Raw genomic sequence first — 23,240 nt, forward strand, 5'->3', positions numbered from 1 at the left:
TAACCACATGAAAAGTGGAGCAGAAGCAACAGAACCTGTTATAGACAGCGACAGTACTTCCTGGAAAAAAAGTTTTACGAAAAATACAAAAGAAAAAAAGTCATATGTCTTGAGTCGTGATACTTGTATCCTGTTTCCTGGAGAGATACAAATTCAATTTCCGATAAGTTATGACGCAGTCTATAGTGCTTGCTTTTTAATTGTAAATTTAAAAAAAATTAAGCGCTTGTAAGGATATCGGGTTTACGATATAGCCGAAACTGAAGCAGGCACCATTATAAACGAAGAAACAGCTGGCATGGCTACTACAATAGAAGTACAAAAACTACATACACTTACCGGTCACCGCGACTGCATTTACACCCTGGAGCCTTCCGGCGAGAACCATGTTGTTTTCTCGGCGGGCGGAGACGGTATGGTGGCCGCCTGGAACCTGAACGATCCCGAAAATGGAGAACTGATAGCGCGTGTTACAAGCTCAGTTTACGCGCTCAGTTACGTGCCTTTCCGTAACCTGCTGCTGATAGGGCAGAACAACGAAGGCCTGCAGGTGATCGACCTCCAGAACAAAGCTATTTTAAAATCGGTGTCGCTGCCGAAAGTGGCCATTTTCGATATTAAATACAGCGCTTTGCTGAACAAGGTGTATGTGGCGCAGGGCAATGGCGGGGTTTGTATTTTAGCAGCCGATACCTTTGAGCTGCAAACCATTACCCGCAGCACCGACCAAAGCGCCCGTTCGCTGGCCCTGAACTCGCACACCCAGGAACTGGCCGTTGGCTACAGCGACAACAGCATCCGCATATTCGATGCGGCCACCATGCAGCTGAAGCACGAGCTGAAAAACCACACGAACTCGGTGTTTACAGTGGCCTATTCTCCTGAAGGCGACCTGCTTATAACAGGTGGCCGCGACGCGCACCTGCGGGTGTGGGAGGTGCAGCAGGGCTACAAAGAGCGCGGCTATACTATAGCCCACATGTATACCATCAACCATATTGCCTATAGCCCCGATGGCCGCCATTTTGCCACCTGCAGCATGGATAAGTCGATAAAGATCTGGGATGCCCGCACCTTTAAGTTACTGAAAGTGATCGATAAAGTCCGGAATGCGAGTCATGGCACTTCCGTGAATAAATTATTTTGGACGGCTCATCATAATCAGTTAGTTTCGTGTAGCGATGATCGCACCATATCGGTCTGGGACATTAAATTGAGTTGAATATGAAGATTACACCGTTAGAAATCAGGCAAAAAACATTTGAGAAGGCTTTCAGGGGTTTAGACAAGGATGAGGTAAATGCTTTTTTGCTGACCTTGTCGCAACAATGGGAAAAATTATTGGATGAGAACAAAGATCTGCGCAATAAGCTGGACACTGCTCACCGCGAAACCCAAAAGCTGCGCGAGGTGGAGTCATCTCTCTATAAAACACTTAAAACAGCCGAAGATACCGGCAACAGCATATTAGAGCAGGCTACCAAATCGGCTGAGCTGAAAGCCCGTGAGGCACAGCTGCAGTCGGATGAGCTGCTGAACAAGGCCCGCAACGAGGCACGCGCCCTTTTAGAGGATGCCAACCAAAAAGCAGGCAAAGTGCTGACCGAGATGCAGCAGGAGGTTAAAGCCCTGGAGCAGGATTACCAGCGCCTCGAAAGCTACCTCGACAGCATGGTGCGCGACCTTAAGAACCTGGCAAACGATGCGTTAGAGAAAGTTGAGAAGACAAACGCAAAACCTAAAGCTAACACATTGAGTATTCTTTCAAGAGCAGTAGACGTAAAAGTACACACACCAGAGCTGCTGCATAACCTGAAAGAAATGAAAATAACAAGCGAAGATTTATACCCGGTAGCTGCCACGCCAGTTGCCCTGCAGATTGTAAATGAGGTAGAACCCTTTGGCGATCCTGCACCAGACGTTACACAACCAATCCCTGAAATTCCGAACCCGGTAACGCCGGTTCCAACCATACCGGGCCCGGAAATTGAGCAACCGGAGCCGGATTACCCAGGTCGCATCCCCGGCCCGGAAATAGAGCAGCCGATACCGGATATTCAACCAATTAAACCTGATGAGCCTGAAATACAGCCGCCTATGACGGAGCCATCCAGAAGCTACAGTCAGCAGCAGCAACCAGTAAAACAAACCGCAGGTTCTTTCTTCGACGAGCTAGGGTAGCAGAATAGCATGGGACAAATTGCGCTGGAAGGCCTGGAGTTTTTCGCATTTCATGGGTATTACGACGAGGAACAGAAAATCGGCAACAAATACGGCATAGACCTGTTTTTGAGCACCGACCTGCGCCGTGCTGCCGAGTCTGATGACCTGCACCAGACTGTGAATTACGAAACGCTTTATGCGCTGGTAGTAGAAGAGATGAAAGTGCCTGCCAGGCTGCTGGAGCACCTGGGCCACCGGATCATAGATAAGATTTATGAACGGTTTCCGTTTGTAGAGTCGGTAAAGGTGCAGGTTTATAAGTTTAACCCTCCGCTTGGCGGCATCTGCAAGTGGGCCAAGGTTACCCTGGAAGAGGCACGTTAAAAATTTAGAATATGATAACAGAAGCAGCTGGTTTTAAAGAAGTCAGCTGCTTTTGCTTTTGAAGGAAACAGTGTTGTTTTATGTATCTTTAATATGCAGGAACTGCGTTCTTTCATTATTACGACTGCTTCATTTCATATTTACTTAAGAGACCTATGGAAATTCCGAAAACACACCAGAACGTAATGCCTTACCTGATGCTGGCGGGGGCAAATAAATTTAAAGCTTTCGTAAGTGCCGTGTTTGGAGCTCAGGAAACCTACAGCGCCATGCGCGATGCAGACCATATTATGCATGCCGAAGTGCAGCTAAACGGCAGCACCATTATGTACTGCGATGCCACCGAGCAATGGAAGCCGCAAACAGCCAACCTGTTTGTGTACGTAGAAGATGCCAACCAAACCTACCAGCTCGCCCTCGACAATGGCGCAAGTTCTGTAACAGAGCCAGCCGACCAGGAATACGGCCGAAGCTGCGGCGTAACCGACCCGACAGGCAATGTGTGGTGGATAACATCAGTGCTGAAAAAGTAACGATCGACCCTTGGAGGAAAATGAGCAAAATACCTTCAGAAGGCTGTTTTCATTTGAATAATTTGAGAAAGGCAGATGTGGTAAGTTGTTGATTTAATGATGTGGAAATTTGAAGATATTTGAGCTTTGCTTGATGGGAGAAAAGAGAATATAGCCAGAATTTGAAAAAATCTCACTGCCGCGAGCTTTCAGCTCGTGGTAGTACATGGGAGTTTTTAACTTGCGTAAACCACTACTTAAATCAAAGATCAACTCAAGGCTTTCCGCTAGTGCTAGGTTAATGTCATTTTCTGCTTAAACTAAAATGGAAAGTATCTACTAATGTCCTGCTTCCGGAAGTTAAAAACTTGCCTCATTTTGTACCGCGAGTTACGGCTACGCCTAAACTCGCGGCAGAAGTAACTAGTGCCTGAATATTCTCGACACTCAAATTATTTAAATACTTTTGCCCTTCCAAAGCCATTTTAACTGCAAACACCTCCAGGGCGTATAACCAATGCTATGAACCTAACGACCTTCAAAGAAAGTCTTTCTGCTACAGCGCCACCTGCTGGTATATCGGTTTACCTGCAGGCGCTTTGGTTCGATGCCAAAGGCAACTGGGAAAAAGCACACGTGCTCGTCCAGGCCCTACCCGATAAAAATGCTGCCTGGATACACGCCTACCTGCACCGCAAGGAAGGTGATGCCTGGAACGCTGACTACTGGTACCGGAGAGCCAGCAAAACCAGGCCTGCCGTTACGCTGGAAGAAGAGTGGGAGGGATTGCTAAAAGTGCTTTTATAGATAGTGAGTCAGCATGTTGCTATTTTTGCACTGATGTACTAGTTGCTTTGTCTCACAATTTACCACAACGATGGAAGATCCACAATGACAGTTTCATTTGACCTGGATGGTACACTTATTCCGTTTCAAGAAGACGATTTTGCTACAGAAAAGAGAAATTTTTTTCAACGCCTGATAGGAATAGAACCGATTAGAATGGGAGCTACATTCTTATTTAAAGAATTGAATCGTAGAGGACACAAAGTCGGGATCTATACAACCTCCTATCGCAATATTACCTGGATCAGGTTTCAACTTCTGACCTATGGCATCAGAACCGATTTTGTTATAAATGAAGCACTTAATCGTGCCAAATTACAGACTAAGAACCTTAGTTGCTCTAAATATCCTCCAGCATTTAATATTGATCTACATATAGATGATGCAGCAGGTGTTGCGATAGAAGGAGAAAAACTTAATTTTAAAACCATTCTATTGTTGAAGAATGATCTTGATTGGTTGGATAAAATAATAAATACATGTAATGATAACTAGGTTGCTTCTGCAACTTAACCTTTTCTTAACAATAGACTTCTTGCATTGCCTGGCAACCATAAATTTCAGCATCGTATATTTAACCTCTGATGAGAGAGGAAAAGAAAAACACCCCAAAGCAGGAAAAAAAAATTATCGGGAGGCGCGAACGTGTGTCGTTTCCTGAGCTTGATCTGGCCGAGATTGAGGCTAAGATCGATACAGGTGCCTATACCTCGGCTATTCATTGCTCCGACATACACGAAGAAGTGCTGGTAGACGGTACCAAGGTCATAAGCCTGGACCTGCTGGACCCTTCGCACCCGCAATACAACCATCGTAGGTTAACATTTAAACACTATGCCTTCCGCGATATAAAAAGCTCGAATGGGGAGGTGCAGCAGCGGTATGTTATCCGTACCCGCATTAAGTTTTTCGATGAGGAAATTGAAGCAGAGTTTTCGCTCTCAGATCGCAGCGACATGAAATACCCGGTGCTGATTGGCCGGACATTGTTGCGGGGCCGGTTTATTGTGGATGTTTCCCGTAAAAACGTCGGTAAAAAAACTAACATCAAACAGAAAAAAAATCTTTTATGAAAATAGCCATTCTCTCCCGCAACCCAAAGCTGTACTCTACCAAACGACTGGTAGAAGCAGCAGAGCAGCGGGGGCACGAGGCCGTAGTACTCGATCATTTGCGCTGCGACCTGATAGTGGAGCAAGGAAACCCGCACATCCTGTACAAAGGTGAGCGACTGACCGGCTTCGATGCTGTAATTCCCCGAATAGGGGCTTCGGTTACTTTTTACGGAACAGCCGTAGTGCGCCAGTTCGAAATGATGAAAGTAAAAAGCATTGTAGGCTCCCAGTCCATTGTGCGTTCCCGCGATAAGCTGCGCAGCCTCCAGATTCTGGCACGTGCCGGGCTGGGCATGCCTAAAACAGCTTTTACGAACTACTCCAAAGAAACCTCTGAATTGGTAAAAGAAGTAGGCGGAGCCCCGCTGGTGATTAAACTGCTGGAAGGTACGCAGGGCCTGGGCGTGGTGCTGGCCGAAACCAAGAAAGCCGCTGAGTCGGTAATAGAGGCTTTCCATAACCTAGAGGCGCGTATTATTGTACAGGAGTTTGTGGCAGAGGCAGGCGGAGCCGACATAAGGGCTTTTGTAGTAAATGGTGAGGTAGTAGGTGCCATGAAACGCCAGGGCAAAGAAGGTGAGTTTCGCTCTAACCTGCATCGTGGCGGCAAGGCAACGCTCATAAAACTATCGCGCCAGGAAAAAGCCGCTGCTTTGCTAGCAGCTAAATCGCTCGGCCTGAACGTAGCCGGTGTAGACATGCTGCAGTCGAAACGCGGACCTCTTATTCTGGAAGTAAACTCTTCGCCAGGACTGGAAGGAATAGAGAAAGCCACACAAAAAGATATAGCCGGAAAAATAATAGAATTTACAGAAGAGCTTGTAAAACGGAAGCTCACCAAAAAGAAAGACGTAAGCGAGTAGCATGCCAGAAACCATAACCATAAACGGGAGGTCAATAGACAGAGGTGAGAAAGTACTCACGAAACTAAATATTTCGAAGCTGCCGAGCGGCACCGTAATTGAAATACCAGTGTACGTGTTCCGGTCGGTGCACGATGGGCCGGTAGTACTGCTCATGGCCGGCATGCACGGCGACGAGGTAAACGGCATCGAGATCATCAGGCGCATGCTGGGCAAAAAGATGCTGTACCCGCTCAGAGGCACTATAATCGCTGTGCCCATTCTCAACATCTATGGTTTTCTGAACTTCTCGCGCGATGTGCCCGATGGCAAAGATGTGAACCGCAGCTTTCCGGGGCGTAATGAAGGCTCACTTGCCAGCCGGGTGGCTTACCGGTTTATGAAAGAAGTGATGCCTTACATCGATTACGGCATTGATTTTCATACGGGCGGATCGAGCCGATCTAACTACCCGCAAATTCGGTGCGTGCTCGATTATCCTAAAAACGTGGAGCTTTCGCAGGCATTTGGTGCTCCTTTTGTGCTCGATGCCAGTTTCCGGACCGGCTCGCTCCGGAAAGAAGCCTGGAAGCACGGCAAGACTATTCTGGTGTACGAGGCAGGTGAATCGTTGCGGTTTGATGAAGTGGGCATTTGCACTGGCATAGAAGGTACCTGCCGGTTTCTGCACCACCTGGGCATGATGGCAGGTGCTCCGGCAGCTGCGCAAGAACCAGTAGTCTGTCACAAAGATGTCTGGATACGGGCAAAGAATGCAGGGCTTTTCAGAAGTATTGTGAGGACAGGGGAGCAGGTGAAAAAGAACCAGTTATTAGGAACCATTACCGATCCGTATGGCGAAATGGAGGTGAAGATAATAGCTACTTCAGCAGGCTATATCATCGGACTGAACAACATGCCTGTAGTAAACCAGGGCGATGCACTGGTGCATATTGCTTTTTAAATTAGAAGCTAGATTAGATTTTAGATGCTAGAAATTTAAACTTGATGGCATTATTTGCGATTACTAATCTACCAACATTTGCTTGTAAACTTTGCAGTGAAAACTCAGTTTTAGGTGTAACAATGGTCAGGCACAAAAAAGGAGAACTCCAATTAAAGAGTTCTCCTTTTTTGTGCCTGAAGCACCTTCATATTGCTGAAACAATCTAGTATCTAGTATCTAAATTCTAGAACACGTAACGCACGTGCAGGGCAGAATCCCAGAAGCCGCCACCGCTTGGTATGTTAATGTAAGGTTTAATGTCGGCACCTATGGTAAACGGAATATCGCGGATATAATACTCAAGGCCCAAAATACCGTCAATACCTAAACCAAGAACATGGCGGTCGCCGTAGCGTCTGTGGCCACGGTCGTAGTAGTAAGCGCCTTCGTAGAAGCCAACGTGACCACCTAAGCCGTAGTACCATTGCAAGCCACTTACATTAAATGCCTGCGCATGTTTTTCGTACAGTAAGGTAAGGGTAGTGCCTCTGTGGCGAAAACGGGTGCTGATGATGCCCTCTAAAGCGGCATCGCTCTTAATAAAATGCTTAATGGTAAGTCCCGATGCCACACCACCCCGGAAACCGATACCGGTAGAATAGCCACTCTGAGCCTGTGCGCCCACTGCACACACGATTACGATCAGTAAAGTGAAAGTTAATCTGATAATTTTTTTCATGGTTATGTAATAGTTTGTAATACCAGCGGCTCCCTTTGGGCCGTGAGGCTGCAAAGTTAAAAGTTCTAACGATGTAAAAACGTAAAATTATTTCTTCATCTTCTTTTTATCGGCTGGCTTGTAGGTTTGCAGGTAAGCTGTTTTGGAAGTTCGCTTACCTATCAGTTTAAAAAAAGAAATAAATCCTTGATCATCAAGTTGTAAGGCTCTTGCAAATGGATCTGGTTTTTTTGCCTCTGTATAATCCCGGATGTACTCTTTGCGTACCAGGTCGGCCTCTGCCAATATGCAGGCTTCTTCTATGTGTACCAAACCGGTTTTCTCCCACAGTTTCTGCCACCAGCCCACCGTATGAATAAAGTACCAATAGTTCTGATAATCCTTTTTCAAAAAGTCGGGTACCTGCTCCAGTGTCTCTATCTCTTTCGTGAAACAAACATCTACCAGGGCAATGTTGCCGTCTGGCTTCAGGAAACGGGCAATATAGGGCAGGTACTTTTCGTCGGTGCCGAAATAGGTGTAAGAGTCGATTACAATAATGGCATCAAAGTATTCATCGGCAAAGGGGAGGGCACGGGCATCGGCCTCTATCGGGATAACCTGCTGCTCGCACCCTTGCTGCATAATGCGCTCATAATTGGCACTGGCCGATATGGCTTCGTCTACGGCCCAAACTGTAACTCCAAACTCTTTGGCCAGAAAAATAGAACTAATGGCTTTGCCACAGCCCAGATCCAGCACCCGCATGCCTGGTTTTAGCTGAAGCGACTTAGTAAGGCTCTCGAGGTTGAGGAGCACGTTTTCGCCCATCGAGTGTGTGCGGACCCAATCAGGGTCGTAGCGCGATGCTTTCGGAAACACATGTTGCAGCTGTTGTTCTTTCATGGTGGCGTTGTTTTAGAGTGCTTCAGCGGGAGTAGAGTAATGGGGAGGGTGCTGAACGTTGCATCACCCTTGACTCTTTTTTGCTCAAAAACCCTCGGAAGGCTGTTTTTGTTAGAATAATTGCTGGATGTTAATTGCTGATTGTGAAATGGTTTAATGGTTGATGTGGAGATGGGAAGAGTTGAAAATCTGAAGATGGAGAAGATAATTTTTGATTGAGTGCATGAGTGTATAAGATCATGAAAACTATTTAACTCCTAAAGCTCTAAAATCTAATATCTAATATCTAATATCAAATATCAAAAATCTAGTAGCTAACATCTTTCTAGGCTGGAGGGGCTACGTTTCCTAGTTCTTCTATGTCGTCTGAAGGGTAAATGTGTACGCCTTTTTTGTCTTGCGCGGCAGCGTGCAGCATAGCTTTGGCCACAGTTTCGCCTTGAATAGGCTTGTATTTTTCGAGCGGGCCAATGAGCAGGTTGCTGAGGGGGCGCATGACTTTGCTGGCCAGTTCTTCGCCGGTACGCTGTTCTTCGCGTTCGCCTAACAACAACGAAGGCCTGAAAATATGTACTGAGTCGTAGCCCATACCCGAAACTTCTTTCTCCATTTTGCCTTTTACACGGTTATAGAAAAACAGCGAATTGGCATCGGCACCCATAGCCGATACCACCAGGAACTGCGAGGCAGCCTTACTAAGCGCAAGTTCTGCCAGCTGCACCACATACTGGTAATCTACTTTCTGAAAGGCATCTTTGGAGCCGGCCTTCCGGATGGTGGTGCCCAGGCAGCAGAACACATCGTCGGCCGCCAGATCTGATTTGTGTTTTTGTAACTGGTCGAAGTCAAGTACCTTCTGGTCCAGTTTAGGGTGGATAATAGGTAAATCGCGGCGGCCAACAGATATTACCTGGTCGTAACGGTCTGAATCGAGGAGCAGGTGCAGACAATGTCCGCCGACCAGCCCACTGGCACCGGCAATAAGTGCAGTTCTAGTTTTCTTCATAGCATACAGGCAGACTCTTAAAGCTGGCCTTACGCGATGTACCGTTTTACGGGCTTAAATGTTGTATTTAATTGAGCAAAAATCCAGAATAAGCAGTTTTTAAGGAACCAGCCTGATATGGTCGGCTGCCAGCACGACTCTGCCAGCTTTGTACAGGCTACCGATTGCGCGCTTAAAGTTTTTCTTGCTCATGCCGAGTAGCTCGTAAATTTCTTCGGGACTGCTTTTGTCGGTGAGGTAGAGCAGACCGTCGTGTTGCCGGAGCAGGTCCAGAATCTGTTCGGTTGCTTCGCCTACTTCGTTAAAGCCGCCTCCGCTGCGGCGCAGGGTCACGTCTATTTTATTGTCGGGCCTGATGGTTTTAACATAACCGGTAAGTTTATCGCCTGTCTCCACTTTCTGGAACACCTCGTTCTTAAATAAAATACCCATGTACTTATTGTCGATGAGCACTTTGTAGCCAATATCGGTAGAACCAATGACCATTAGCGGTACTTCCTGGTTTTCTTCCAGCTGAATGTCGTCGTTCTGCAGGTATTTGCCGAGCTTGGCGGTGGCTACTACGCGGTCGGAGGTTTCGTCTACGTAGAGGTATACACAGTATTTGCGGCCGGGCACCATTTTCTCTTTCTGGTTATGCAACGGCACGAGCAGGTCTTTTTCGAGGCCCCAGTCCAGGAAAGCACCAAAAGGTGTGCTGTCTTTTACGGTGAGGCAGGCAAACTCGCCCACGGTGGCATAAGGCGTGAGGTTGGTGGCAATTACGCGGTCTTCGGAGTCGCGGTACACAAATACCCGTATCATGTCGCCTACCTGAGCGCCTTCTGGTATGTACTTGTTAGGCAGCAGAATGTCGCCATCTTCGGAGGTGAGGTACACGCCAAAATCTACGGTTCTACTAATCTCTAATGTATTGTAATTGCCTAAGTCTACCATGGTATGTGCGTTAATTTATGCTGCTGTTGTACAAAGCTACAGAAATAGCGGTTGGGGTAAAAGCAGAATCTGTTATTGTTGGGACTGCGCCTGCTGGTGGCTACGGACCATTTTAAATATACGCAGGCAGAAAAGAAGCTTCATTAATTAAGAGTTAAAAGTTATGAGTTAAACTGCCTCTCGATCAAAACTGCCCATGGCAAAGGCAACAATTTAGCCATTTAACAATCAACAACTAACAGTTCACAACCAGCAATTATTCAAATGAAAACAGTCTCCAGAAGGATTTTAGCCTTCAAAATGCCAAGGGTATAAGCTACTGAAACTCGGCTAAGCCGGGCTGAATAAAACGGAAGTCGGCGAAGTCGTAGAAAGGCCGGCTCGTCTGGTAAATCCTGACGTTGTTGAAATCCTGGAAAGGCGGTCCTTTAGGATAGTAGTTCAGCAGAATCTGGATGGTGCTGAAAGAGAGGTACTCGTTTCGGAACCTGAACCCGATGCCAAAGCCAGTGTAAGGTTTGGTTTTTAACGGGGAGCTTTTGTTGCCGGTAGAGATCCAGGCTGCATCGGCAAAAGCCACTGTTGCCAGCCTAAAACCGAAGAGCGAGAAAGGCGTGTAGAGGTTCGCTTCGTAATTAATGGTCAGGCGTTTGCTGCCCCGCACAAAATCGGAGCGGAAGCCACGCAGCCCGCTTTCGTTATTAATGGTCAGGAGTTCTTCCGGAAAACGGTTTACGCCAAACGTGCCTCTGCCTAACACATAATGCCGGAGTTTCCAGTTGCCCCATTCCGACAGCTTTGTAAAATACATCGTTTCCAGATCCAGCACGCCCTGCTCCAGGTTCCTGTTCCGGATAAAAGAGCCATAGGCCGCGCGCCCAAAAAAATACCCAAAAGCCGGACTATATTTTGCAAAAGAACCTTCGGTGCTGAAATAGAAGCGATCTTGTAACCTGCCGTTTTCGTAGCCATAGGTAAACGAAAACAGGCTGCCGGCTGGCACGTCTTCGGTACGGCCAAAACCGAACAGGAACCGGTCTTTATAATAGCGCCTCACGCTATACCCTAAACTACCTAAAATTAACGTGTTGCTCTGGAAACTAGGCGATGGAGAGTAGCTGTAGTTGGTGTTGATAACGCGCATGGCTACAATGGTGCGTGCCCGTGGCTCAAAGCCCAGGTTATAGGTTTTAAACTTAAAGGCTCTGCCAATCCAGGCTTCGTGCCGCGTGTATTCTATATTGCTGAAATACGGAAGAGAATCTGCGGCTACCGGCGGGAGCAGGATCTGCTCATCGGCCCATTTAGTGCCCACCGCACCTGCATATTTTGTGTTAGTCGAGAAAAAGTCGCGCCGCAGGTAGGCACTTCGTTCTTTATAGAAGTTCTCGTTCGCATAAATCACATCGGCAGAAATATAAGAATTACCGATGTTCTCGATAGTATAGGCACTTGTGAACTCCCAGGGCCGGGGGCGCTCCATGTTAAACCTGTACGAAGTGCGCAACTGGTGGCCGAGCCCCAGAAAGTTAAGCTCCCGAACTGCTACCCGGCCAGCACCTGATGACGGTGAGTAGGAGCCGGAGCCGCCCAGGCTGAACACATCTTTTGTTATAATGTAAATATCTACGCTGTCTTCGGTGGAGGTGAACTCATTTACCATCACGCGTGCGTCGAGCAGGTAACTGGTTTGGCGGAGTAAACGCTCCGACTCTACAAGCGCCAGTGGCTCCAGGTACTCAAAGCTTTTAAATAATAGTTTGTTCCGGATGAGGCGTTGCCGGGTTTTCATGTGGAGCGAGTTGCCCGCTTTTTCCAGAATATTGACCGGCACCCTGGTGGTGTCGTGTATAGAGTAACCAAAGGCATTCAGGGTCTTTATCTCAATATGGCGCACTACTTTGTAGTTATGGCGCTCGTTTTCGCGTTCTATCAGTTCTGCATCCAAACCATACACTTCCTCGTCGCGCCGGTCGAACACCAGTACCGCTTTCAGCAACTTGCCCATAATGGTTTTCCGCTGCGATATCTGGCGAAGGTTGCTCATTACCCGCTCATCGAACTTTTGCCTGGTGGTGTCGGTCTGGGTAGTTTTTAAGCTGTCTTTTTTGCTGGTACCGGCTTCCTGTTGGGCATGGCATACGCTGGCGAGTAGCAACACGCTCAGGAGGCACAGTAAAGTGGTACGAGTAAAAAGGCAATGCAATAAGCGCATGTAATGGTCAGTGGATATCCGGTTAGGGTTTAACCTCCCAATATAACGTATTCTTTCAGATTTTATGTTACGTTTTTGATGAGTATTTGAGTAAGAATTTGTACAACTGGCACGGTTTAGGGTACGCTGGCAGGTTAACCAAATAAAAGCGTGGCGGAAGGAGTGACCAAGGAAAAGTATGAATGAGTGGATTGTGGTGCCAAATTGGGAAAAGTGAGACCATTCTAGCACGGGCTTTTCCTTTTTGTGCTACTGCCTGTAAGCTAAAAAGCAGTTGTAACCCATTCTGAGCCAATTACGAGCCGGTGAGTTGGCTAAACATTACGCTGCCATAGCTGTGGCACGATTTTGTAAATAGGTTCTTTGTCAATCTGGTACAAACTGGTGTGCTGCACAGGTTATTGGTGAAAGCTCTTTGAAATCTGTGAAGCCTAGTACCCTTGACCATTTTTAGGGAAGATATCTTCTGAAGGCTCATTTCATTTAAATAATTCAGCTTCGTTTTTATGCCTCAGGGAGAGTGCAGCAGGTAGCGTGCCTTAAGGCTAAAAGTGGGCATTAAATCAATTTTAGGCGAGATTATTGAATAATATGTTATGCTAATATTATTAGTTTAAGGTGCTTTGTGGAAAACAATGTGAATAACTTTTGCTAATTTTAATAGTTTTAATTTTCTGCAACTGCTATCTTTAAAACATCAAAGACGGACATAAGCGCTAGATGGACAATAAGATAACTGATAAACTAAGAATATTAGCAGATGCTGCCAAGTACGATGTTTCTTGTTCTTCGAGTGGAGGAAAACGGAAGAACGAGAACAAGGGGCTGGGAAATGCAGAGGGCATGGGCATCTGCCATAGTTATACCGAAGATGGTCGTTGTGTTTCGTTGTTAAAGATACTGCTGACGAATTTCTGCATCTTCGATTGCGCCTACTGTGTTACCCGGAAAAGCAACGATATAAAACGGGCAGCTTTTACGGTTCAGGAAGTAGTAGACCTGACCATTAATTTTTACCGCCGCAATTACATAGAAGGGCTTTTCTTAAGCTCCGGCATTTTTAAAAATGCCGACTATACCATGGAGCGGCTGGTGCGGGTGGCCAAAAAGCTGCGGCAAGAAGAAAAGTTTAACGGTTACATTCATTTAAAGACAATACCAGGTGCCAGCGAAGAGCTTATAAAAGAAGCCGGCCTGTATGCCGACAGGTTAAGTGTGAATATTGAGCTGCCATCGGAGAAAAGTCTGAAGCAGTTGGCTCCGGAAAAGAATTACGCAGAGGTGCTGCAGCCGATGGGGGCTATCAGCAAGCAACTGGTGCTGGCAAAAGAAGAGCAGAAACTGTTTAAATCGGCTCCCGCGTTTGCTCCGGCCGGACAGAGCACACAGCTTATAGTAGGGGCCTCGGCTGAAGACGACCGGCAGATACTGCAGCTCTCGAACCAGCTATATAAAGGCTACAACCTGAAACGGGTATATTATTCTGGCTACGTGCCTATTAGCACCGACATTCGGTTACCTATTATAACCGAGCCTCCCATTATCCGCGAAAACCGCATTTACCAGGCCGACTGGCTCATGCGTTTTTATGGGTTCGATGTACAGGAGATTGTGGATGAGCAGCATCCAAACCTCGACCTCGATATAGATCCGAAACTGTCGTGGGCGTTGCGTAACAGGCATGCGTTTCCGGTGGAGTTGAACACAGCCGATTATGAGCTCATTTTGAGGGTGCCGGGCATAGGAGTGAAGTCGGCAAAGAAAATAGTGTCGGCAAGGCGGTTTGCGCCCCTGCAGTTCGATCACCTGCGCAAAATGGGCGTGGTGCTGAAGCGGGCCAAATATTTTGTTACCTGCCAGACCAAAAGCCTGCAGCGCCAGGACTTTGACTCACACTACATTCGCCAGAAGATACTTTTTGGTGGTGGCTCCGTTAGGAGCGCCCTACTGACGCAGCAGCTCGACTTGTTTCAGCAGGCCAGTTAGAGTTGCCTCTATTTGCAAATAAGGCTTTAGCTGAAAAGAAAATGATTCATGGTACAAACAATTCAGACATTAAAATTTGTAACACTCAAAAAGAAAAGATCATGAGAAATAACACAAAAGTTGCCCGCATTACCTGCTACTGCAAACTCAACATGTTGGTTCCTCACCTGCAGCGCCTTACCTCCGGCTTGCAAACCGATTCTAAACAGCAAAAGGCCAAATCTAACTAAATACCTCTACCATTACTATGGCTCCGTACGCACCTCATTAAGTTTGCAACTTGCAGTAAACGCACTTAAACAGCTCGCTTTTATAAGGTTTGTTCGGGCGCAGGAGGTTTTAAACCTATTACCGGTTCTTCCATTTTTACTTTTACAACCTGCTCCAGCTTCACAAAGCTTTTTTAGTTACCAGATTTTAATCCGCCGAAATTCACCATGAAAGAAATACAACTTCAAGTGGTGAGACAAACATCTTCTGCCTGCTATTAAAGGGTAATGATGCCTTAAGAACGGAAGGTAAAGCCGTGGTTTTGAAAGGGAGGCAGTACCTGCAGAAAGTAGCAGGTTTATATTGGCACTAAAACTAAGCAGAGTAGCTTCACAGAAAGTGCATGGTTTTTGATACCCACTTTTGCTGTTAGGCGCTTAACCCTGAAACAAGCTTACTTTTAATCTGGCAATATGTAAAAATGATACCCACATGGAGAAGACAAGATTTTTTCTGCGGAAGCTTTTAGGTTTACTTGCTATGCTGATGGCTTACCTAAAGTAGCCGCTGCTTTTAAATTATTTAAATGAATAAGCCCTTCCAACGCTAAAAAGGCTAAAATAGGTCAAGGGTAAAAGCTAGGCCCATCTCCACCGCCTGATCTGGCGCTAAAACATAAGCTACAGGTTCTGCTTGTAACTCTTCGGGATATTTGCCCGAAGGAGATAATTGGTGCGCACCAGAAGTGTGTGGCTGGCAAAATACTATATTCATGGTTCTATACACCTACGATGGCTCTTTTGAGGGTTTGCTGACTGTTGTGTTTGAAGCTTACGAGCGCAAGGCCTGGCCAGACAAAATTGAGCCGGAGCACCAGGCGCAGCCGTTGTTGCTAGGCCAGACAGTTGCCGTAACAACAGACGATGCCAAGGCGAACAGGGTGTGGCAAGGCTTGCAGCAGCGCCTCTCAGCCGGAGCATTGCGGTCTTTGTACCACACTTACCTGTGGGAGCAGCCAGGTTTCGAAATGCTGCTGTTTCACTATGTGCGCCTGGCCTTCAGTAGTCCCGAGAATATAGAAGGTAATTTTACGGCCGACTGTGTGCTGCAGGTGCAACAGGCAAGTAAGCAGGTTCATCGCGAAAAACACCGTATGGAGGCCTTTGTGCGCTTCCAAAAAACACAGGATGGACTATATTATGCAGCCATCTCCCCAGATTACAATGTGCTTCCGCTTATAATCGATCATTTTCAGAAACGCTACGCCGATCAGCGGTGGGTGCTATACGACCTCAACCGCCGCTACGGAACCTATTACGACCTGCAGACTGTTACCCTTGTAAGTTTAGAAAAAACAGACTTGCCTGTAAAGCAGCAAGGTGTGCTCCAGAAGTCTGCTTTTGATGCGGAAGAAGCCAAATATCAGGAACTCTGGCAGGTGTACTTCGATCATGTGAATATTCCGGAGCGTAAAAACCCGAAACTGCACCTGCGGCATGTGCCAAAACGCTATTGGAAATACCTCTCCGAAAAGCAGCCAAGGCAATTTAAAACTTAACTTTAGTGACAGCAGGTGCGAGGTATGTGCCTGCTTACAGTTGTTCAGTAATAGCGCGAACCATAACCAAAGCTGTAGCAGATGCGTATAAAGCTATATATCTTTTTTTTAATTTAAGGCAGTAAGGCACCCATCTTATTTCGGATTGTTGCATTGCCTCCTGCTATAAACTTAATTTTTCACTATGAATAACCGCGTACGAAAGAAACTCATACAAGTAGCCCGTGGAAGAGCCCACCTGATGTCATTTCAAAATTTAGTAATAGAAGCCGAATTAGGCCTGAATCTGGAGAACTCCTACGAGAAGTGCCAGTTAAATGAGGTCATCGATGAGATTTCTGAGGAAGAATATGCAGCCGGAAGGCCCTTGTTAAGTGCTTTAGTACAAGTTAGAGGTAACCGTAACCAAGGCGACAGCTTTTTTAGGTTATGTGAAAGGCTAGGCCTCGGCGACTGGAAAGCTTTAAAAAAAGATCGTGAGTTCCTGGAGCAGCAGCGCGAAGCGTGCCGTGATTTCTGGCAGAACAACAATAATTTTTCTTCTTATCTATAATATTGCTCAACTTGTAAGGCTGTAGTCGGTACTTTAAACTGTTCTACAGTATTTACTCTGGTTTATAATTTCTTAAAGGCCAGTCTGTACACATGTGCGGGCTGGCCTTTTGCTGTTTATAATCGACTGCTTTGGGCACCACCTTTCCTGAGAACCGAGTCCCAGAAGGTATTTCATTTTGATCAGGTTTACTTGCGCCGCCACACTGATATACACTTGTGTACAGTAAGAGAGCTATGCTGCCTTATATTGTGCTTGCATTTCTTTGCCTATTAAAATTAAGGAGCATATTGCTGCTAAAGCTGGGAAGGTATAAAGCTCAATTTTAAGCACTTGAAGAGTTGGATGAAGTATGGTTTATTAAAGATAATCTGCTTTCTTATTGAATTATTCACATCCATTTCTACAGAATTTCTGTTCAAAATAATAGAAGCGTGTTTTATAATGTTCAGTTTCTGTGGGTTTAAGGAACACGAGAATTCGCTACGTGCGTAACTAATTTTTTGTTGGATATTTTATGAAAAAAATTTGCCTGATATTTAGAAAATTTAAGAAATTATATTTTAATTTATAAAATTATTTGATAGACGAGCTTTCTTTCAAGCCTTACTAAATAAAATACTGTTGCCCAGCTACTTAGTAATATCTAACTTATTATATATTTCAGTTTACGTTGATTGCCTATGAAAGCTCTTATGTCTACAAAATTCTATTTTCTATTCTTTTTGTATCTTTCCAATAGCCTTCCAGATGCTTTTGCCCAGGATGAAGCTGCCAAATTTGGTAAAATAAGTGAAGCAGAACTCCTTATGAAAGCCTATGAAAAAGATACCAGTGCCGCTGCCGTTATTCTATCGGATTACGGGTATTCCTACTTCAATCTGAATGGTGCTCTGAAGCTTGTTTTCGAGCGACACACCCGTATTAAAATTCTGAAGAAGTCTGGGTACGATTGGGCTACGGTAGAACTGCCATTTTACCGCAAAAACGGTGATAAAGAAGTTATTACCTCTGTTAAAGGCTTTACTTACAACCTCGAAAACGGTAAAATAGTAAAAGAAAAGCTGGAGTCTAAAGCCATTTTCGACGAGAAACTGGACGAAAACCACTCGAAGAAAAAGTTTACTATGCCAAACGTAAAAGAAGGCTCTGTAATTGAGTATTCCTATACCGTAAGCTCCGACTTTGTGTATACCTTAAATAGCTGGGAGTTCCAAACCACCATTCCAACTGTCTGGAGCGAATACCGCGCAAAGATTCCGGAGTACTTCGACTACAAATTTCTGCAGAACGGTTACCATAGCTTTTACTCCAGCAAAAAAGATGTAGCAGCCTCAGCCGATGTTAACTTAAAGAATGAAGCTTATGTTTGGGCAATGAAGGATGTACCGGCCCTGCAGGAAGAAAAATACATTACTACCCTATCCGATTACCAGGCCCGCCTCGATTTTGAGTTGCAGCAAGTAAAAGTGCCAGGTGAGTTCCCACGAGTGATGACGGGTAACTGGCAGGATGTTATTAAAAAACTGATGGAGGAGGAACGCTTCGGTACGCAACTAAAGCGTAGTGGCTTCTTTAAGAACGAAATAGCAGCTATTAAGGCAGTTCACAAAACACCAGAGGCGCAGGTAGAGGCTATTTACAACCTTGTTAAAAGCACCGTTAAATGGAATGGCCGCCACGGCTACTACACCACCAACACCACTCGCAAGGCCTTCGACAGCAAAACAGGCAACTCTGCCGATATTAATCTGCTCTTAACAGCCATGCTACTCGAAGCTGATATAGCAGCCTCTCCGGTATTGCTCAGTACAAGGCAGCATGGCCGTGTGTACAAAGGCTCTCCACTGTTGTCGAAGTTTAATTATGTTATTGCCTATGTAAAAGTGGGCGAAAAAGAGCTGCTGCTAGATGCTACCGAACCGTTTTTGCCAGTAGGTATGCTGCCGTACCGTTGCCTGAATGGCGATGGGTATATCATCCATACTGAGTCGCACCGCTGGGTACCGCTGAAGCCCACCGGCAACTATACTACCTTTTGCATGGGAGAGCTTTCTATTGATGCTAACGGCGAAATGAAGGGTAAAGTAAGCGAATCTAACACAGGTTATAGTGCCTTGTATTTACGCGAAAACATAAAAGACGAAGGCGAAGAGAAATTTGCTGAAAAAAGAAACAAAGAGGTAGGCGATATTAAATTTGGCAAGCCTACCATCAGCAACCTGGCAGACCTGAACAAAGCACTTAACATAGTCTATGAATTTACAGGCATGGGCAACGGGCAGAATAACGATGTGCTTTACCTGAACCCTATGCTGAGCAAAGGCGAAAAAGAGAACCCATTCAAGCTTCAGGAGCGAACTTATCCGGTAGATTTTGGGCATCCGTTAGATGAAACCTATATGTGCAAAATCCAGATTCCGGCTGGTTATGATGTTGATGAAGCGCCAAAAAGCATTGCTGTTACCTTGCCAGACAATGGTGGTAAGTTTACATACATACTAGAGCGTAATGGAGCCGAAATACAGGTTATGAGCAAAATCAGCATCAACAGGCCCATTTATTATGCCGAAGAATACCAGTACCTCAAGGAGTTTTATAACCAGATTGTAGCCAAGCACGCCGAGCAAATTGTACTTAAAAAAAGTAACTAAGCCCGTCGTAGCTCCTTATCCTGGCTGCCAGCATTTGCTATGGCAGCCAGGATAAGTATTTGAGTGAGCGACAACGGAAGTGCTACCGAACCACGTTCAGGACTGCTACATAAGTTTTAGAAATGGAGCAGTCTATTTTCACAAGATCAACAGATAATAAAAATCTATTGTCTTAAATCATAAGTCCCTTTATCTCCCAAAGAATGAATAGGAGTAAAGCGACTTTACATTTTGTTCCTGAAACAGCTTATTAATATTTATATGCCTAAATTTTACTATACTTTTTGCCTGGTGGCATGGCTCTGTGGTATGGCAGCCGAGGCAAATGCTGAAGCCGGCAAAACTATTGCTCCGGCAGATCTTGAAAAGGGAGCCAATGTGGTGGTGCTCTCCGAAGAAATATATTTTACAGTAAATGCTGCCGGTAGTGGCATTAACCGTACAAAAGCCACGATCAAAGTGCTGAACCGCGACGGACAGAACTACGCCAAACTGTATGTGAACTACGATAAACTCACGAAAGTAGACTTTATAAAAGGCACTACTTTTAACGCAGCTGGCAAAAAAGTGAAGTCGTTGAGCAAGAGCGATATTAAAGACATAAGTGCTATGTCTGATATCTCCCTTTTTGATGATGACCGCGCCAAAGTAGCAGACCTGACACATGGGGTTTTTCCTTACACAGTGGAGTACGAATACCAGACTACTTCCAACAACATGATGTTCTATCCTTTCTGGATGCCACAGAGGCGAACTAAAGTAGGAGTAGAAGCTGCTATGTTACAAGTTTCGATGCCGAAAGGCATGACACTGCGCTACCGCGAAACCAACCTGCAGAAAGGTGTAGAAAAATCAGCAACAGCCACCCACGAGGTGTTTACCTGGCGCATGACGCAACTGGCTCCTTTAGCTGATCCGGAACCTTACGGCCCTTCATTTGCAGAATATTTACCATCCGTTAGAACTGCTCCTTCCGATTTCGAGGTGCAGGGGTATACTGGCAACATGGATAGCTGGGAGTCTTTTGGCCACTGGATCAATAAACTGAACACTGGCCGCGATGTACTACCCGAAGCAACCCAGAAACAGGTGCAGGCACTGGTGGCAAACTGCAAAACTCCGGAAGAGAAGGTGCAAAAGGTGTATGAGTTTTTGCAGTCGAAGACACGCTACATTAACGTGTCGTTAGGGATAGGCGGCTGGCAGCCATTTGAGGCGAGCTATGTAGATGCCAAAGGCTACGGCGACTGCAAAGGCCTCTCTAACTACACAAAAGCCTTATTAAAAACAGCTGGCATCGAATCTTATTATACCCTGATCAATGCCGGCGACAATGCGCCCAAAATGATTCTGGACTTCCCGAGTTCGCAGTTTAACCATGCGGTGCTTTGCGTGCCCATGCCAAAAGATACCATTTGGCTGGAGTGCACCAGCCAGACAAACTCTGTTGGCTACGCAGGTAGTTTCACCGGCGACCGCCATGCCCTGCTCATAACACCAGAAGGAGGGAAGGTGGTGAAAACTCCTAAATATGGCGCAAACGATAATGTTCAGAAACGCCGCATTGAGGTGAAACTTGATGAACACGGAAATGGAACCGCTAAAGTGACTACACTCTATTCCGGAATTCAGCAGGAGTCGCGCGAGAATGTTATCAACAGCTATAAACCCGATGAGCAGCGTAAGTGGCTGTACCAGCAGGTAAGCGTACCGGCATTCGAGATCAACAACTTTGCGCTTGATCTTAAAAAAAGCAAAGTGCCGGAGGTAACCGAAAAAATAGACCTCAGCCTGACCAAGTGTGTTACCATCAGCGGTAAGCGCCTTTTTCTTACACCAAACCTGATGACGAAATGGGACTACGTACCTAACCCTGTAGAAAACCGAAAAACCGATGTGTTACGGCAAATGTCGTTTCTGGATATAGACACTGTGATGTACCAATTACCTGTTGGCTATGCGTTGGAATCGCAACCGAAGGATGTTGAAATTGAATCTGTCTTTGGCGTCTACAAAGCTAAAACAACAGTAGAAGGCACGCAGGTGTTCTACATCCGGTCGCTGCAGATGGAGAAGGGCAGATACCCCGCCGACAAATATCCGGCCCTGATAGAGTTTATGAACACTGTGTTGAAAGCTGATAAGCAGCAGGTGGTATTCGTGAAGAATGTGCCCTAAGCTTTAGTGTAACCTGCAAAAGCAATAGCAGGCAATTTTTTTCTTCTGCCCAAAATTCATTTTAAAACGCGAAAGCAAGAGCTCCTCCAGTTCTTGCTTTCGCGTTTTACAGGAAAAGCTGAAGCTCATCACCTTAAATCAAATTATTCAAATAAAAATGCCCTTCCAAAGGCCTATTGCCCCTTTTGGGGTCAAGGGTAAAGTGGTCTTTTTGGCGGATGATGCTGTGGATTTCGAAAAAATCGGAGAGCATCAAAAATAATTAGAGAAAGCTGCGTCTTTCTGCGGGTGCTGGCGTCTTCAGAGTGTACATCAACAGAAACACTAAAAAGAAATAGCCATGAAAAGATTTCACGTAAACCTCCGTGTCAATAACCTGCAAGAGTCAGTTGCTTTTTATTCTGCTTTATTTGCCGCTACACCAACAGTTCAAAAACCAGACTACGCCAAATGGATGCTCGAGGACCCCAGAATAAACTTCGCTATTTCGCTGCACTCAGAAAATGCAGGAATCGAGCATTTGGGCATTCAGGTAGAAAGCGAGGAGGAACTGAAAGAAGTTTACGACCGCATGAAAGAGGCCAAAGGTATGATTCGGGAAGAAGGGAAATGTACGTGCTGCTACGCTAAATCCGAGAAATCATGGATCGCAGACCCACAGGGAGTTGAATGGGAAGCCTTTTACACATTTGGTGCCTCCACAATTTATGGCGAAGGCCAGAACGCGCGGCCAATAATTGAGGAATCAGCTGCGATTTAATTATAAGTCGTTCAAAATGTAAGAGTATTCTCAGAAGTCAGGTAAGGGAATTTGCCTGGCTTCTGATGCGTTTTATGTATAAATTTTGTTTATTTCAGCTATGGAAGCACTTCTGGCAAAACCTGTTTTAATGGCTATGCAGCCTGCTCATTATCCTGAGGTAAAAGAGATTTACTTACAGGGCATCGCCACGAACCAGGCAACTTTCGAAACCACAGCACCCGATTGGGAAGAATGGGATGCAAAACACCTGGCCGCCTGTAGACTGGTTGCTTTACAGGCCGGTAGCGTAGTGGGTTGGGCAGCCTTAACGCCTGTATCGGGGAGGTGCGTGTACAGCGGCGTGGCTGAGGTAAGTGTGTATGTGCATGCTGCTCATAAGGGGCAGGGTTTAGGAAAGACGCTCCTCAGCAGGCTCGTTGAGCTATCAGAAGCCGAAGGTTTCTGGACGCTGCAGGCCGGTATTTTCGAAGACAATGTAGCCAGCATAAAGTTGCATGAGCGTACTGGGTTTAGAGTGGTTGGCGTGCGCGAGCGCCTGGGCCAGCTACACGGGCAATGGCGCAATGTTTGCCTGCTGGAGCGCCGAAGCCAAAAAGTAGGAGTGTGAATTTCTTAATCACATTCACGCAAAACATGTAGATTAGACCCTTGGCAAAATTCGGATGTAAAACCTTCTGGAGGCTGTTTTTATTCGAATAATTTAGAAGCTAACATTGAAATACGTTTAATTTATCCGGCAAAACTTCCTT

General features: G+C 45.9%; 23 protein-coding genes. 18 read left to right on the forward strand and 5 right to left on the reverse strand.

The genetic code is table 11. The features are described 5' to 3' along the window. Positions 1 to 7 precede the first annotated feature (7 nt). From FVR03_RS07210 to FVR03_RS07255, 10 genes are all read left to right on the forward strand, one after another. Complete coding sequence (locus tag FVR03_RS07210) at positions 8 to 232, forward strand: hypothetical protein (RefSeq protein WP_147921064.1); 225 nt, start codon at positions 8 to 10, stop codon at positions 230 to 232. A 66-nt stretch (positions 233 to 298) separates the two neighbouring features. Then, positions 299 to 1,222, forward strand: a complete 924-nt coding sequence (locus FVR03_RS07215) for a WD40 repeat domain-containing protein (protein WP_147921065.1) — start codon at positions 299 to 301, stop codon at positions 1,220 to 1,222. Between the two features lie 2 nt (positions 1,223 to 1,224). Continuing rightward, positions 1,225 to 2,181 carry a DivIVA domain-containing protein gene (locus FVR03_RS07220; RefSeq protein ID WP_147921066.1) on the forward strand — a complete coding sequence of 319 codons (957 nt, stop codon included), beginning with the start codon at positions 1,225 to 1,227 and terminating at the stop codon, positions 2,179 to 2,181. Positions 2,182 to 2,190: 9 nt separating this feature from the next. Further along, entirely contained in the window at positions 2,191 to 2,547 is a 357-nt protein-coding gene (gene folB, locus FVR03_RS07225) for a dihydroneopterin aldolase (RefSeq protein WP_147921067.1), read from the forward strand. A gap of 155 nt (positions 2,548 to 2,702) precedes the next feature. After that, positions 2,703 to 3,080 (forward strand): VOC family protein, encoded by a 378-nt coding sequence (locus FVR03_RS07230; RefSeq protein WP_147921068.1) that lies wholly within the window; start codon positions 2,703 to 2,705, stop codon positions 3,078 to 3,080. A gap of 501 nt (positions 3,081 to 3,581) precedes the next feature. Further along, positions 3,582 to 3,866: a hypothetical protein gene (locus FVR03_RS07235; RefSeq protein ID WP_147921069.1), complete on the forward strand. Its 285-nt coding sequence runs from the start codon at positions 3,582 to 3,584 to the stop codon at positions 3,864 to 3,866. Positions 3,867 to 3,950: 84 nt separating this feature from the next. Next, positions 3,951 to 4,400: an HAD family hydrolase gene (locus FVR03_RS07240; protein WP_147921070.1), complete on the forward strand. Its 450-nt coding sequence runs from the start codon at positions 3,951 to 3,953 to the stop codon at positions 4,398 to 4,400. An 89-nt stretch (positions 4,401 to 4,489) separates the two neighbouring features. Continuing rightward, positions 4,490 to 4,978, forward strand: a complete 489-nt coding sequence (locus tag FVR03_RS07245) for an ATP-dependent zinc protease family protein (protein ID WP_147921071.1) — start codon at positions 4,490 to 4,492, stop codon at positions 4,976 to 4,978. After that, positions 4,975 to 5,883, forward strand: a complete 909-nt coding sequence (gene rimK / locus FVR03_RS07250) for a 30S ribosomal protein S6--L-glutamate ligase (protein WP_147921072.1) — start codon at positions 4,975 to 4,977, stop codon at positions 5,881 to 5,883. Before FVR03_RS07245 ends, rimK begins: the two co-directional genes overlap by 4 nt. Before the next feature lies 1 nt (position 5,884). Beyond that, positions 5,885 to 6,826, forward strand: coding sequence for a succinylglutamate desuccinylase/aspartoacylase family protein (locus FVR03_RS07255; RefSeq protein ID WP_147921073.1), 942 nt, complete (start codon positions 5,885 to 5,887; stop codon positions 6,824 to 6,826). Positions 6,827 to 7,052: 226 nt separating this feature from the next. On the opposite strand, the gene FVR03_RS07260 is transcribed toward FVR03_RS07255, so the two are convergent. The 5 genes from FVR03_RS07260 to FVR03_RS07280 form a co-directional block, all read right to left on the reverse strand. After that, positions 7,053 to 7,547 (reverse strand): hypothetical protein, encoded by a 495-nt coding sequence (locus FVR03_RS07260; RefSeq protein WP_147921074.1) that lies wholly within the window; start codon positions 7,545 to 7,547, stop codon positions 7,053 to 7,055. A gap of 87 nt (positions 7,548 to 7,634) precedes the next feature. Continuing rightward, entirely contained in the window at positions 7,635 to 8,432 is a 798-nt protein-coding gene (locus tag FVR03_RS07265; RefSeq protein WP_147921075.1) for an SAM-dependent methyltransferase, read from the reverse strand. A gap of 325 nt (positions 8,433 to 8,757) precedes the next feature. Beyond that, positions 8,758 to 9,438 (reverse strand): oxidoreductase, encoded by a 681-nt coding sequence (locus FVR03_RS07270; protein WP_147921076.1) that lies wholly within the window; start codon positions 9,436 to 9,438, stop codon positions 8,758 to 8,760. Between the two features lie 99 nt (positions 9,439 to 9,537). Next, positions 9,538 to 10,374 (reverse strand): CvfB family protein, encoded by an 837-nt coding sequence (locus FVR03_RS07275; RefSeq protein WP_147921077.1) that lies wholly within the window; start codon positions 10,372 to 10,374, stop codon positions 9,538 to 9,540. Between the two features lie 316 nt (positions 10,375 to 10,690). Further along, positions 10,691 to 12,589, reverse strand: a complete 1,899-nt coding sequence (locus FVR03_RS07280) for a BamA/TamA family outer membrane protein (protein ID WP_147921078.1) — start codon at positions 12,587 to 12,589, stop codon at positions 10,691 to 10,693. 720 nt (positions 12,590 to 13,309) lie between these two features. On the opposite strand from FVR03_RS07280, the gene FVR03_RS07285 reads away from it, so the two are divergent. The 8 genes from FVR03_RS07285 to FVR03_RS07315 all read left to right on the forward strand — a co-directional run bounded on the left by FVR03_RS07285 (position 13,310) and on the right by FVR03_RS07315 (position 23,098). After that, positions 13,310 to 14,575: a putative DNA modification/repair radical SAM protein gene (locus FVR03_RS07285; protein WP_147921079.1), complete on the forward strand. Its 1,266-nt coding sequence runs from the start codon at positions 13,310 to 13,312 to the stop codon at positions 14,573 to 14,575. 101 nt (positions 14,576 to 14,676) lie between these two features. Then, positions 14,677 to 14,805 (forward strand): hypothetical protein, encoded by a 129-nt coding sequence (locus FVR03_RS24935; protein WP_255474110.1) that lies wholly within the window; start codon positions 14,677 to 14,679, stop codon positions 14,803 to 14,805. 752 nt (positions 14,806 to 15,557) lie between these two features. Beyond that, positions 15,558 to 16,343 (forward strand): TIGR03915 family putative DNA repair protein, encoded by a 786-nt coding sequence (locus tag FVR03_RS07290; protein ID WP_147921080.1) that lies wholly within the window; start codon positions 15,558 to 15,560, stop codon positions 16,341 to 16,343. 184 nt (positions 16,344 to 16,527) lie between these two features. Next, complete coding sequence (locus tag FVR03_RS07295; protein WP_255474111.1) at positions 16,528 to 16,896, forward strand: hypothetical protein; 369 nt, start codon at positions 16,528 to 16,530, stop codon at positions 16,894 to 16,896. 809 nt (positions 16,897 to 17,705) lie between these two features. After that, positions 17,706 to 19,550 (forward strand): DUF3858 domain-containing protein, encoded by a 1,845-nt coding sequence (locus FVR03_RS07300; protein ID WP_187270076.1) that lies wholly within the window; start codon positions 17,706 to 17,708, stop codon positions 19,548 to 19,550. Between the two features lie 261 nt (positions 19,551 to 19,811). Next, positions 19,812 to 21,728, forward strand: a complete 1,917-nt coding sequence (locus FVR03_RS07305; protein WP_147921082.1) for a DUF3857 domain-containing protein — start codon at positions 19,812 to 19,814, stop codon at positions 21,726 to 21,728. A gap of 340 nt (positions 21,729 to 22,068) precedes the next feature. Beyond that, complete coding sequence (locus FVR03_RS07310) at positions 22,069 to 22,488, forward strand: ArsI/CadI family heavy metal resistance metalloenzyme (RefSeq protein ID WP_147921083.1); 420 nt, start codon at positions 22,069 to 22,071, stop codon at positions 22,486 to 22,488. 100 nt (positions 22,489 to 22,588) lie between these two features. Continuing rightward, the gene (locus FVR03_RS07315; protein WP_255474112.1) at positions 22,589 to 23,098 is read left to right on the forward strand and encodes a GNAT family N-acetyltransferase; all 510 of its coding nucleotides are present in this window, start codon (positions 22,589 to 22,591) and stop codon (positions 23,096 to 23,098) included. Positions 23,099 to 23,240 lie beyond the last annotated feature (142 nt).

It is taken from the genome of Pontibacter qinzhouensis, from assembly GCF_008017455.1.
Classification (GTDB): Bacteria; Bacteroidota; Bacteroidia; order Cytophagales; family Hymenobacteraceae; genus Pontibacter; species Pontibacter qinzhouensis.